General features: G+C 69.3%; 17 protein-coding genes and 1 other RNA gene. 2 read left to right on the top strand and 16 right to left on the bottom strand.

What is annotated here, in order from left to right; translation table 11 throughout:
* Window positions 1-30: 30 nt before the first annotated feature.
* The 16 genes from ACH4TG_RS05860 to ACH4TG_RS05785 form a co-directional block, all read right to left on the bottom strand.
* Window positions 31-252, bottom strand: coding sequence for an excisionase family DNA-binding protein (locus tag ACH4TG_RS05860; RefSeq protein ID WP_398240904.1), 222 nt, complete (start codon window positions 250-252; stop codon window positions 31-33).
* Between the two features lie 198 nt (window positions 253-450).
* Entirely contained in the window at window positions 451-1,602 is a 1,152-nt protein-coding gene (locus tag ACH4TG_RS05855) for a DUF3631 domain-containing protein (RefSeq protein WP_398240903.1), read from the bottom strand.
* Window positions 1,599-1,961, bottom strand: coding sequence for a hypothetical protein (locus ACH4TG_RS05850; RefSeq protein ID WP_398240902.1), 363 nt, complete (start codon window positions 1,959-1,961; stop codon window positions 1,599-1,601). The genes ACH4TG_RS05855 and ACH4TG_RS05850 overlap by 4 nt, the downstream gene beginning before the upstream one ends.
* Complete coding sequence (locus ACH4TG_RS05845; protein ID WP_398240901.1) at window positions 1,958-2,863, bottom strand: bifunctional DNA primase/polymerase; 906 nt, start codon at window positions 2,861-2,863, stop codon at window positions 1,958-1,960. The genes ACH4TG_RS05850 and ACH4TG_RS05845 overlap by 4 nt, the downstream gene beginning before the upstream one ends.
* A 267-nt stretch (window positions 2,864-3,130) precedes the next feature.
* Window positions 3,131-3,817, bottom strand: coding sequence for a hypothetical protein (locus tag ACH4TG_RS05840; RefSeq protein WP_398240900.1), 687 nt, complete (start codon window positions 3,815-3,817; stop codon window positions 3,131-3,133).
* Between the two features lie 10 nt (window positions 3,818-3,827).
* The gene (locus ACH4TG_RS05835) at window positions 3,828-4,151 is read right to left on the bottom strand and encodes an RRQRL motif-containing zinc-binding protein (protein ID WP_398240899.1); all 324 of its coding nucleotides are present in this window, start codon (window positions 4,149-4,151) and stop codon (window positions 3,828-3,830) included.
* Between the two features lie 205 nt (window positions 4,152-4,356).
* A complete protein-coding gene (locus ACH4TG_RS05830) occupies window positions 4,357-6,546 on the bottom strand; it encodes an FtsK/SpoIIIE domain-containing protein (protein ID WP_398240898.1) in 2,190 nt (729 codons plus the stop codon).
* An 86-nt stretch (window positions 6,547-6,632) separates the two neighbouring features.
* A complete protein-coding gene (locus tag ACH4TG_RS05825) occupies window positions 6,633-6,830 on the bottom strand; it encodes a DUF6257 family protein (RefSeq protein ID WP_398240897.1) in 198 nt (65 codons plus the stop codon).
* A 205-nt stretch (window positions 6,831-7,035) separates the two neighbouring features.
* Window positions 7,036-7,353 (bottom strand): hypothetical protein, encoded by a 318-nt coding sequence (locus ACH4TG_RS05820; RefSeq protein WP_398240896.1) that lies wholly within the window; start codon window positions 7,351-7,353, stop codon window positions 7,036-7,038.
* Between the two features lie 44 nt (window positions 7,354-7,397).
* Window positions 7,398-8,234 (bottom strand): protein spdB, encoded by an 837-nt coding sequence (locus ACH4TG_RS05815; RefSeq protein WP_398241192.1) that lies wholly within the window; start codon window positions 8,232-8,234, stop codon window positions 7,398-7,400.
* Window positions 8,235-8,287: 53 nt separating this feature from the next.
* Window positions 8,288-8,581 carry a DUF6303 family protein gene (locus tag ACH4TG_RS05810; RefSeq protein ID WP_398240895.1) on the bottom strand — a complete coding sequence of 98 codons (294 nt, stop codon included), beginning with the start codon at window positions 8,579-8,581 and terminating at the stop codon, window positions 8,288-8,290.
* Complete coding sequence (locus ACH4TG_RS05805) at window positions 8,578-8,874, bottom strand: hypothetical protein (RefSeq protein ID WP_398240894.1); 297 nt, start codon at window positions 8,872-8,874, stop codon at window positions 8,578-8,580. The genes ACH4TG_RS05810 and ACH4TG_RS05805 overlap by 4 nt, the downstream gene beginning before the upstream one ends.
* Before the next feature lie 160 nt (window positions 8,875-9,034).
* A complete protein-coding gene (locus ACH4TG_RS05800; RefSeq protein ID WP_398240893.1) occupies window positions 9,035-9,232 on the bottom strand; it encodes a hypothetical protein in 198 nt (65 codons plus the stop codon).
* Between the two features lie 18 nt (window positions 9,233-9,250).
* An RNA gene (locus ACH4TG_RS05795) (hammerhead ribozyme type II) lies at window positions 9,251-9,320 on the bottom strand.
* Complete coding sequence (locus tag ACH4TG_RS05790; RefSeq protein WP_398240892.1) at window positions 9,320-9,700, bottom strand: ATPase; 381 nt, start codon at window positions 9,698-9,700, stop codon at window positions 9,320-9,322. The genes ACH4TG_RS05795 and ACH4TG_RS05790 overlap by 1 nt, the downstream gene beginning before the upstream one ends.
* 7 nt (window positions 9,701-9,707) lie before the next feature.
* Complete coding sequence (locus tag ACH4TG_RS05785; protein ID WP_398240891.1) at window positions 9,708-9,881, bottom strand: hypothetical protein; 174 nt, start codon at window positions 9,879-9,881, stop codon at window positions 9,708-9,710.
* 511 nt (window positions 9,882-10,392) lie between these two features.
* Here ACH4TG_RS05785 and ACH4TG_RS05780 point away from each other — a divergent pair.
* Both ACH4TG_RS05780 and ACH4TG_RS05775 read left to right on the top strand, forming a co-directional pair.
* Window positions 10,393-11,151 (top strand): GntR family transcriptional regulator, encoded by a 759-nt coding sequence (locus ACH4TG_RS05780; RefSeq protein WP_398240890.1) that lies wholly within the window; start codon window positions 10,393-10,395, stop codon window positions 11,149-11,151.
* Window positions 11,141-11,692 (top strand): GNAT family N-acetyltransferase, encoded by a 552-nt coding sequence (locus ACH4TG_RS05775; protein WP_398240889.1) that lies wholly within the window; start codon window positions 11,141-11,143, stop codon window positions 11,690-11,692. Before ACH4TG_RS05780 ends, ACH4TG_RS05775 begins: the two co-directional genes overlap by 11 nt.
* The last annotated feature ends 279 nt before the right edge of the window (window positions 11,693-11,971 follow it).

The raw sequence follows: 11,971 nt of genomic DNA, 5'->3' as shown, positions 1-11,971 counted from the left end.
GAGACGCCACCACCTCGGGTGTTGCGAGGTTCAGGCCGCGCGGTGCTCCTGACGCAGCCGGGCGACGTACTGCGGGATGGCCTCAGCGGGCACGCGCCGCAGCCTCCCAACGGGCACCGACTCCAGGGCGCCAGAGCGGATGAGCTTGTAGCAGGTGGTCCGACCGATCGTGAGGCGACGGGCAGCCTCTTCGACGGTGAGCAGGATGAGTTCCGCGCTCGTGGCGGACTCGGTGACAACGGCGGTGGTCACTGCGACTCCTTCGCGGTGCGGGGCTTCGGGCCCCTCTTCCTCTGGATCCGCTACTTCCGCTACCTCCGCTACCGCGCAGGTCAGGGGCTTGTGGGTGGTAGCGGATGGGGTAGCGGGTAGCGGATGTGCCGCTACCGGCCGGAGGCCCGACCGGTAGCGGATGTGCGGCGCTGGTAGCGGATACGAGAGCGCGTGCCGCTACCTGCTCGGGGCCTCTGACCTGCGCGGTAGCGCAGGTAGCGGAAGTAGCGCACTCTCAGGGAGAGGGGGGCAGTAGCGGGTCCATGCGTCGTGGAGGTCGCTGGCGTAGTAGCCCTTGACGACCCCATCGCCGGTCTTGATGTTCCGGGCCTTGATCGGGTCGTTGTCGGCGGTGACGTACTCCCCGAGCCGCTTGGCCAGCGCTCGGGCATCCAGCGGCTTACCGCCGATGTCGGCCCACGGGGAGTCGTCCAGGGAGTTGAGGCTGACCAGGATGTGCGCGGTCGGCATCCGCTCGGAGCCGTTGAAGATCAGCCGTAGGTCGGTGAGCAGCTTGATGCCGATGCTGGCCTTGTCGCTCTGCTTCGCGGCCTTGACCAGTTCCAGGCAGGCCACGCGGGCCCGCGCCGGCCAATGCCCGCCTGCCGCATCGGCCACCGCCAGCAGCGGTTCCCACACGTCTGCCGGCCGGTCCGTCACGCCCTCCGGCATCTCCGGGAAGGCGCCGTCCACCTGCGCGCGGACGCTCGCGGACCACTTCGCGAGCCGATCCCGCAGGGCGTGGCCTTCGGGTTCGTTGAGCCGCTTGCGCCACGGCTCGATCACCTCGTTGGGCGCCCGGCGGCGCATCCGCACGATGACCGAGCGGGTCAGGATCGTGTCCGGCAGCGATCCGAGTCCTGCCATAGCGACCGCGCAGAACGACGGGAACTCGGTCGGAGTCTGCGACGATCCGTCGCCGACGCACCGCCACGTGGACGCACCGCGCCGGTGGCCAGCGTTGATGAACGCCCGGAGCTGCTCGTCACCTCCGGCCAGCGGGCCGAAGATGGCGTCCACCTCGTCAAACAGGATGGTGGGGCGAGTCTCGGTCGCGGACACCGCCCGGAACATGGCGTTGGCCGTGGCGTTCGCGGCCATCATCCGGTTCGGGACCAGGGTCTCCATCACCTCCAGGGCCCGGGACTTGCCCGACCCCGGCTCGGGCGACAAGAACGCGATCCGCGGTGTGGAGTCGAACGCGTCCACCAGGTGCGCGTGGGCATCCCACAGCGCCACGGCGACGTAGGCGGCTTCCAGGGGAAAGACGTTGAAGCGACGGTGGAAGGCTTCCACCTCGTCCAGCAGGGCAGCGCCGTTCTCGCTCATGCCGCCTGCCTCCTCTCCGGTGCGGGGTTGAGCAGCGGGCACACCTCGCGGTGCGCGTTGTGGGTCTCGATCAGGACCAGCACGTCACGGCGCCCGGAGGCTTCCACGTGCCGACCGCACAGGCAGTCCGAGGTGGCCCACGGGATCGTGTTCCAGCTCGGCGGAGCGACGACGTGCAACCACGCGATGGGCTGGCGCCCATCTGCCGGGCGCGGGTCAGGGAGAAGGGATGAAAGGACGCCTTCGGCGACGACCTTCGGCGCCCCACCCACCGTGACGGGTGCGGCCGGTGTGGCGGTGCTGGGCTGGTCAGGGGTGTCGGTGAGGCTTTTCAGGCGGGGGGATCCGGTGTGGTTCATGCCGTCTCCCGGGGTCGAGCGGTACGGATGGACCAGTCCAGGGCGCTGCGGATGGTGGCGCGGCACTCGGATGCCGGCAGTCCCGCCGACTCGCCCCCCGCCTGAAAAGCCTCCTCAACGGCGGTGCGGTCGAGGTCTCCCCACGCCACGAACCGGCCCACCGCCCGCACCGCGCGCAGCAGTTCGGCGTTCCGCCCGCCCTCACTCGATCCGCGCACTGCGGTGACCTCGCGATCGAGGACCACCACGGCGAGTCGGGGCGCGTTGCGGGGCGGTGTGGGCCGGATCGAACCCGTCACGGGCCTCTGAGGGGCCGTCAGGGCGCTTTGGAGCCATCCGGGTAGGTTTGTTGGGGGAGCATCCGACAGGGCCGCATACGGGCCCTCAGGGACGCGACTGCCGGGGGCGACGACTTGCCCGCCCCATGCGCGGGTGTCCACCTTCTTGGCGAGGGTGCCCGCGGTGTTGGTCAGCCGAATGCCGGGCGGGGCGGTGAAGTACAGGTGCGTGCCGCCGCTCGCGGTCCGGATCGTGCGGGTGACCGGGACGGCCTGTCCGGCGCGCTCGCAGAGCGCAGAGAAGTTCGTCGCGCCGTCAGGCGTGCCCTTCTCGTCTGTCGCCTTGACCGTGTCCAGGTCCACCACGACCAGCCCGGCGGGGCCGGTCGCGATACCGACGTTGAACGCCCCTGCTGCCCAGCAGCGCTCGATGCGGGCGGGGTCGGTTGTGGCGCGCTGCTCGAACGTCCGGTGACCACCTCGGCAGTCCCCCGTTCCGGGGCAGCGGCGCTCGCCGTGCAGCGCGGGCACCTTGCTGCCGGGGCGCAGCGGGATGACGGGCCAGCCGCGCCCGGCGGCGGCTAACGCTGCGCACAGCAGCGCGGGTCGGTCGGGATGAGCCATGCTGGGAGTTCTCCAGTTCCTTGATGGGGTGCTGGTGTCGGGGCGGCCGCGCTTCTTTGGCGAGAGGGAGCGGCCGTTCCGTTCACAGGGGGGGATATGGCGGGTTGGCGGTATTGGGTGTTGATGTTGGGGCCCGCCGTGGTGGTTGGGGCTGGGCTTGTGGCATGGGGACGGCTGTCCGTGCTCCAGGCCGCCTTTCTGCCGTGGGTGCCGCTTGTCATCGCCTTGGGCAATCGGCCGAAGCGCTGAACTCTTTCGCTGGCGGGGTCATCGAGAGGCGGGGCAGCAGCCCCAATGCACGACGCGGCCGGTCAGTCCGTGGCCGTACTCGCCGACTCCCGGGCAGGGGTACTCGGTGGTCCAGGCGAACGGGCGGATGTCGGCGGCGCCGGCGAAGACCCGCAGGGCCGCGCCGTCCGGGGCGTCAGGCAGGGCGTAGACGCGCCCTCCGTCCAGGGAGGCGAGCAGCCGCGCGGCGTGGTGCTCGCAGCCGCTCACACCGGCATTGGTGGCGTCCAGGACCGTGACGACCGCAGGGCCGATGCAGGGCGTGGGGTCGTCGGGGTGCGCGGCCGGACACCGGGGAGCGACGGGGAGGGTCAGGGGCGGTCCAAGCCACACCGCGGGGACCGCGCCGGGGGTGCCGGCGGGGACGGGGTCGGCGATCCAGCCGTGTCCGTCGCGGGTGAAGACGGTGGGGTGCGCGGTGAGCGTCCAGCGGCCGGTGCGCAGGTCGTTGCGCAGGTCGGTGAGGGCGTCGCCGAACAGGGGGTCGCAGACGGGGTCGTGCAGGTAGGTGCGGGTGTACCAGTGGAAGGCGGCCAGCGCGCGGCGGGTGTCGAGGGAGCCAACGGCGATCATGCCTTCGTCGTCGTCCTCCCCGAGTCCGCACAGCAGCAGCCCGTATCGCTCGGCTGCCATTTCGTCGCGGGTGGGCGTGAACGTCTCGGTCATGCGGGGTCTCCTAGGCGACGGTGAGCGGGTCGTGACAGGGCCAGCAGCAGCCCAGCGCGGGTGGGATGACGTAGCCGCGATCGAGGCGGCAGGCGGGGCAGGTGCGGCGGGCCCGCATCATCGCGGCGTGGGAGCGCCAACGGCCCGCGGTCATCGGCCGAACGGGAAGCGCTCGGGTGCGGTCGTAGAGAAGTGCGAAGCGCCGTCCGCGTCGCCACCGGATCTCGGCGACAGGATCGACGCCCCCGGGCCGCAGTCCCGCGGCGCGCAGTTGGCGGCGGGTCAGCAGCCCATCGGGGGCGCAGCGGTAGGGGTAGACGGGCAGGGCAGGCACGAACGCTCTCCCTTCTCGCTTTGGTGACTGTGCGTACAGGGAGGGAGGCATGAGGGACCCCGGGAACCCGTGTTTTCGGGGTTTCCGCAGGTCCGAGCGGGGTGCCTCCCTGACTCCCTGCGAGGGTGTTGGTGCTGATCAGGTCAGGGAGGCGGAGTCAGGGAGGCGGTCAGGGAGAACTCCCTGCCTCCCTGACTGCCTCCCTTCACTCAGCGTCACTCTCGGCGGTGTCCTCGGCCCGGTCGTCCAGCGCCTCACGGACCCGATTGCGGTCCACGACCATGCGGCCATCGGACTTGCGGACCGCACCGGAGGGGGCGAGCACCTCGCGCAGATCGGCGAACGTCCACTCGCGGTACTCGCGGCCGTTGCGCTCGGAGAGGCGGTTCAGCACCTCCTGCGTGCGCATCCGCTCCGCCTGCCCGAGCACCGCGAAGATGTCGGCGAGGTGGTCCACTTCCTCACCGGCCGGAGCGTCGGACGCTGCCGCGGGCGTGATGCCCTCGCGCAGCGCCAACGCCCGCGCCACGACCGGGCCGACCTGGTCAACCTCTGCGTCCTTGCGGACGTAGTAGGCGCGGACCAGCTCGAACGCGTTGGGGGTGAACCCGACGGTCAGTGCGGTGCCGATGTTCTCGGCGGGGTTGAGGGTGGTGGCGGTGATGCCGGCGCGGTGCTTGCCGGTGCCGAGCAGGCCGTCGTTGGCGACGTGGTCGCCGACCGCGAACGCCACCCGCTGGTTGGTGTTGCGGGTGACGTCCTTCGGGATGCTGGACGCGGTCGGGGAGACGGTGACGAACACCAGCGTGATGCCGACTTTCCGGGCCTTCTTGAGCACCTTGATGGCCAGCTCAGCGGCCTCCGGGCCGTACTTCTTGTGCTCGAACAGCTCGTGGCACTCATCGAACACCACCACGCGCGGGCGCATCCGCGGGTCCCGTTCGGCAAGTTCCCGGGTGAGCTTGGCGGTCTCGCCTCCCAGCTCCTCGAGCAGCTTGCCGCGCCGGGTGACCTCGTCGCGCAGGTCCCGCAGCGCGTCCAGCGCGTCCTTGACCTGCTCGTCGTCGTCGCCCTTGACCAGGGTGCGCAGGCGCTCGCGCATCGGGTCGTAGTCGACGTTGTAGGCCATGACGTACACGTCGATCTCGACCAGCGGATCGAGCATCGCGCCCAGGAGCAGGGCCACGACCAGGGACGACTTACCCGAGCCCATGATGCCGCCGACCATGTAGTTCTTGGCCATGAGCTTGCCGAACACCGGCTCTCCGCGCTGGGAGATCCCGACCGGCACGCCCTTGAAGTAGTCCGCGGACCCTTCGGTGAGTAGGGGCCACGGCGGGACCTTGCCCGACAGGCTGCCCTGGTCGGCCACCCACAGATCGAGGGTGCCCGGCGCGGTGCTGGGCTCGGTCGGCCACACCTCCACGGGCAGGCGCAGCAGGTTGTGGGCGAGCACGTCCTTGTGCTTGTTGATCATCTCGACGGTGACGCCCATCGGGAGCTGCAACTGGGTGTGCCAGCCGTTCCCGAGCCGGGTCGTGGGCTGAACCCATCGGGCCTGCCAACCAGCCTTGAACGCCTGGTTCAGCGGGCCGATACCCAGGTGCCGCAGGGCGTCCAGGATCGCGCCCTCATCCGGCACCACATCGCGCTGCTCCTGCTGGTCGGCGGGCAGCGCCCACTGAGGTGCGGCCTGGCCCTTGCGTCCGATGTTCCACAGCGCTGCCAGTCCCAGCCAGGGGCCGAAGAACGTGGCAGGTCCCCACACGATCGACGCCAGCCAGACCAGGGTCTGTATGGCGTGGATGGTGAACATGATCGGGGCGATGGTCAGGCCCGGCTGCTTCTCGGCGATGGCCAGCACCACGCCCAGCGCGAGCAGGCCGCCCGCGGTGCCGACGGTGCCGACCGCGGCGGACTTCACCATCCGCGGCCCGGCGGTCAGCAGCTCCATCCGGCGCCTGTGGCGCTCCTCCCGGGCCTTGGCTGCCGCCTGCGCCCACTCCAGGGCCACCTCATGCTGACCGGCCGCCTCCGCGGCGCGCATCATCCGCTCATGCCGGGCGACCGTGCGCGCATCCCAGGCGCGCTTCGCAGTGATGCGGACCCCGCCCAGGACGTAGGCGGTGTGGCGTGCGGCCAGGCGGACGCCGGTCTTGGTGTGGTCGTGGGTGATGACGTGCAGCGTCACACCCGCGGCACGCTTGAGGTGGCCCGCGGCACGCGCGGCACGGACCCATCCTTCCTTGCCCATTCCCGGGATGCCGGAGGGGATGACGACGCCCTCCAGCACGCGCGGCGCGGGGTCGTCGGCGGGAGCCGGTTCGGGGGTGCGCTTGGTCAGGTCGGGGGCGGGTCGGGGCCGCCGCGCGTCAAGGTCGATGATCTCCGTCATGCTGATGGTCCCTGCTCTCTGAGTTCAGGTGCGGGGCCCGGACCGGCCGGATGTCTTGGCGGATAGGCGGCCGGTCCGGGGCGAAGTCACTTGCTGGCCGCGGCGGCGGCCTTCTCGGCACGCTTGCGCGCGCCGTCGAGGATGCGATCGAGCTTGCGTTGCAGGTCGCGCTGGTCAACGTCCTCGCCCGCCACGCCGCGTTTGGCCATGCGGGCGATCAGCCAGGCGACCTTGGCGGCTTCCCCGGCAGTCAAGGGCGGGTCGTCTCGGTGGGTGCGGATCACGGTGGTCCTCCCCGGTCAGAGCTTGCGGAGTTCGTTGGTGGCGCACAGGACCGGCCCGATCAGTGGGCCGATCCGGTGCACTGTCCACCGCCCGCCGGTCAAAGGGCCGGGCGGGACTTCATCGACGATCCGACCGGTCCTGCCGACCGCGTGCGGGTCATCCGCGCAGGCCACGATCAGGACGCGGTCTCCGGCAGCGAACACGTCACCGCCTCCGGGCGGTGCCGCGGATGTCGCGGTAGATGCCGTAGACGACCAGGGCGACCAGGGCGGTGCAGGCGGCTGCGATGGCCAGGGCGACCGCAGCGAACGCCACGGTGACCATGAGCATTGAGCCGCCCACGGCGATGGCCAGCCACTTACCCGCCTGTCCGGCGCCGGACTGCTGGACGACGACCGGCGGTGGAGCCGCGGGCTGCTGGGCGGCTTGAGCGGCTTGGATCGCGGCGAGCACCATCGCGAACTGCTCGCCCTGCCGGGCGGCTTCCACGGCGTCGGCGGAAGCCTTGCTGATCTCGGACACGTCTGTGCCTCCGGTCTTCCAGTCGGGGTGGAACGGGGTTGGGGTCAGCCGGTCGCGCCATCGGCGGTCAGCCGCTTCCAGCACGCCCGCAGCCGCGTCTCAGACGCGCTGTGGCCCCCGGCGCGGAACCGGGTCGCGGCCTCGCGGTACGAGGGCGGCGGGGTCTGGGAGGCGAGGATCTGGCCGACGATCGCGTCCAGGTCGTCATCCGACAGGGCGGGTGCGTCCAGCGCGGCGATCGGCTCGAACGGGCCCCACACCGGAAGCTCCCAACGGGGCTCTGACGTGGGCGTCGCACGGCCCGTCACGCTGCCCAGCGCGGCCGCGGTGTTCTCTTCCTCACGGGCCTTGTTCAGCACCGCCCACGCCTCCGACAGGGCGGCGGCGGTAGCGGCTTGAACCCGGGCGACGCGGGCGCCGGCCTCGGTCACCGCGGTGAGGCGGGTCTCCTCGGTGGTGGCGTCGGCCCGCAGCCTCGCCCGGGCGACGGCCGCGACATCGCGGGCGTCCTGCTGGATCGTGCGGATCGACTCCAGCGCGGTCGGGGTGAGCGCGGTGCGCTCCCACAGGCTGTGGACAAGCCACAGGGCTTTGGCTGCGATCGGCAGCCATGCCACGGCCAGCCACGCACCCGCATGCGCTCCCGCGAGCAATGCGTGAGCGACCAGGACACCGGTCGCGAGCAGGCCGAACGACCAGCCGACCGCCGTGACCGGGGTGGAGTGGTCGCCCTGCGCAGCAAGACGCCGCTCGTAGGCCAGCGTCGCCAGCCAACCCCCGTCCAGACCGAGACCGACGACCAGAGCGACCGGCCACGGCATCGCCTGACCGAGCCACATCACGACCACGGCCAGCGTGAGCACCATCGACACCAGGGTCATGGCCACGGCCGGGGCGACGGTCAGCAGGCGCTTGAAGGGCTTCCGAGTGCGGTTCACTCCTGCTCACCTCCCATGTGGCGCACGTCGATCCCCGCGATCAGGGCCACCGGCCCACAACGGGGAGAGTCGGGGTCGGGAAACAGCTCGGCCCACTCCCATTCGGCGCCGGGAGCGGGCTGGTAGCCGAGTTCGGCGAGCGCGTCGCGGCGCTGCGCAGGGGTGGGGATGTCGGCGCCGTCGTCCCACCGGTACTCCGGGCACTGGGCGGGCCAGGGGCCCGCAGGGTGCACGAACAGGTACCAGGTCAGGCAGTCCATCGCGAGGATGGCCCGCTCGGTGATGCTCATGCCGCCACCTGCCTTCCGCGCGGGCGGCGACGGGCCGGAACGGCGGGGCGGGCCGGGGCCAGGTCCAGCAGCTCCGGCATCGTGCGGCCGATCGTCTCGACGGCCAGCGCGGTGGTGCGGTCGTACAGGCCCGGGTCGTCGGCGAGGATGTCCCGGGCCGCAGCCTCGCGGGCGGCGCGCTCCTCCTCGCTCTCACCCTCCACGCCAAGCCACAGGTCCAGCGGGGTACCCAGGGCAAGCTCAACGAACTCAGTGGCGTTTGCGGCCACGTGACCAGCGACGATACTTCTCATGGGTCGTGCACTCTCCTTAGACGGTGGGGAACGGCCCGAAAGGGCGGCCCCGGAGTTGCACCTCCGGGGCCGTCAGCCGTTCAGCAGTGGGGGGTACCCCGGGCCCGATTCGATCGGGCACCCTCACGGCGGATCCGGGGCGGTGGGTCAGCGCTTCGGCTCAGTGACCGTCGTCGCAATGACGGATCGTGTACGTGTACATGCCGCACTCGGAACCGTCGTTGTCGAACCGGACGTCGGCCTGCACCTGGTTGCCGTTCGCGCCGGTTCCCCTCGTGTCGTTGGTCACCGTTCCGTGGTCCTGACGACCACTGGTCACCTCATAGACACGATCGCCCTTGTTGAAGAAACGCCCCATGATTCGATTCCTCCTCGGTTTCGTCTGTCTCATCAGGACCGGTTGACGAATTCCGGTCGACGCCCCCGCGCGGGGGGGGGTTTCGACTCAGCGGTCTACGACGTCCTTGTCGAGGTCGCGGTGGTGAACGGTGACGGTGTGACCGGCGATGGTGAGCAGGTCGGCCAGGTCCATGGCGAAGCTGGGGGCGCGGTGCCTGCCCCCGGCGCAGCCATCGGCGATGACGAGCGGGACCGCACTGGGCCCCGCTGCGAACGCGTCCGCTGCCGCAGCCACGACGCCCACCAGGGCGGCAATGCCGGGCGTTGCCCGGACCGCCGCGCGAACCGGTTCGTCCAACGCGGTCATGTACCGCAACTCCGGGCTGACGTGCGGGTCCCGGAAGTGCTCGCGCAGATCGATCGAGAGGTGCGCGGCCGGCGGCTCCCCGTGCAGGAAGCCGAACGACGTGATCACGACGACGCTCATCCCACGGTCACCAGCCCTTCGGCTGGTTCGTCAGGTGAGCGGCGTCCTCGTACGCGCCGCGGGCCTGCTCCTGCTGCCAGGTCAGATCCGCGCCGGTCGGCGCCGGTTCCTGCGAGGTGAGTGCAGCGGCCATGGAGTCAGCGGCTGACTGCAACTGCCACGCGGTGTCGGTGGTGCTCATCGGCGACCACCGCCGTTCTCCGAGCGCTTGTTGGCCTCCCGGACCTTGTCCGAGAGCTCCCGACGCTCGTCTTCTGTCAAACTGCCGATCACAGGTCCTCCAGTCAGGTGCCTGTACCGCAGCGCCCGGGTCGTACCCCGGGCGCTGCACTCGTTTGAGGTCGCTTCCTGCGGCCCCATGCCGACCACCGCCACGAACGGGCGCGATGGACGACATGCAGCACAGGTCTGCAAACGCGCAGCTCAGAAGCCACGCGAACCGCCTTTTCGACTCGGGGAGGCGGGGCCCACCTATTGAGTTCTCAAGGAACCGGCGCTTCCTTCGAGCCCGTCTCACGGGGCCCTCCGGGCATCGCTGAGCAGCCCAAAGAAGGGCCACCCGATTGGTGGTTCCGATGGTTCTACTGGTACCAACCACCTGAGAGGGATGCTGCCCCGCACCCTGGGGGGCTGTCAAGGACATTGGTTCAGGTTGTTGGTACCAGTGCCGTTCGTGAGGCATCATGTGCGGCATGGCGACCGGACAGACACCCCTGTACATGCAGCTCGCGGACAAGCTGCGGGCCAAGATCGGCACGGAGATCCAGCCGGGCGACACGATGCCCAGCGAGCGAAGCCTGTCGGAGACCTACTCGGCCTCACGCAACACCGTCCGACTGGGACTCCAGAGGCTTGTCTCTGAGGGGCTCATCTCTCCAAGTCAGGGTCGCGGTTACATCGTTAACCGGCAGGACGTACTGGTCTACAATGCGTCGAAATCCGAAGAGAAGGATCGCCGTATTTCGGCAGGTGTGGACGCTTGGGTCCAGGACATCCGCGAGCAGGGGAGAAATCCGAGTCAGCAAATTACTGTCGGCATCGAAAAGGCTGACCCGCTGATTGCCGACAAGCTCAATCTTGAACCAGGCGACTTGCTTCTCGTTCGGCGCCGGGTTCGCTATGTGGATGAACAACCTTGGTCCACCGAGGATTCGTACTACCCTCACGAATTGGTTCGCGATACTCCGATCGCCGAGCCTGCCGATATACCACAAGGCGTAATTGCCTACATGGCCACAATTGGCCATGCGCAGGTTAGGTATGTCGATGACGTATCAGCCACCATGCCAAATCCCAAACAAGCGGACCTCTTGTCTATGGACCCTGGAGTGCCTCTGCTGGTAAGGATGCGCGTCGGCTACACCACAGATCGGCCTGTGCGTGTCACCGTGACCGTAATGCCGACTGACCGTAACGTCTTGCGCTACGAATTGGGAACCCATGAGCAGTGACGGCGAAGCGTGGGCCATTCGGGCCGCCCGAGATGAAGACGCTCCGGTGATAGCGCAGATGTGGGCTGAGGCATCATTTTGGCTAAAGAGTCGCGGCTATGATCAGTGGCAGTACCCCGCGGACCCCGTGAAGATTGGCCGAGATATTCGACTTGGCAATGCGTTCTTGGTTTTCCGGGAGCGCGAATGCGTCGGGACTATATCGATCGACGAGTCCGCCGATCCCGAATTCTGGGCGGAGAGCGATGTTCCTGGTGATGCGCTCTATGTCCACCGCATCATTGTGCTAGACGTCGCTAGGGGAACATCTTTGGGAGCGTCGCTTCTGGATTGGGCATCAGAGCGAGCCGAAATAGCCGGGAAGAAGTGGCTCCGGCTCGACGCCTGGAAGACGAACTCGAAACTTGGTCGGTACTACGAGTCTCAAGGCTTTGAGCACGTGCGGACAGTTGACTTGCCGCACCGTAACTCCGGTGCCTTGTACCAGCGGCGCGCGGGCCTGGTTAATCGTCAGGGGCCGGCGTTGGTAGCGGCTCCTTGAGTCGCCGTGGGCACCAGTACGTGCGTAGGGCCCGGTCTGGATAGGCCGGGCCCTACGCACGCCGCGAACACCCGGCGCCGCAGGTCAGAGTCCCGGCTACTGGTCTCAGTTCTGGTCTCATTCACCACGGTCCGCGGCCGTTCAGCGCCGTTCATGGGCCCACTCCCATCGCAGGCAGGTACGTCCCTGACCTGCGCCGTACGCCCGCTCACAGACCTCGAAAGCGTGTGAGGGGGCAACTCCTCCGTGGGTTCAAATCCCACCGCTACCGCTCTGAGC

The organism is Streptomyces sp. NPDC020917 (genome assembly GCF_044333795.1).
GTDB lineage: Bacteria > Actinomycetota > Actinomycetes > Streptomycetales > Streptomycetaceae > Actinacidiphila.
This window is presented reverse-complemented; position numbering and strand designations above follow the sequence as displayed.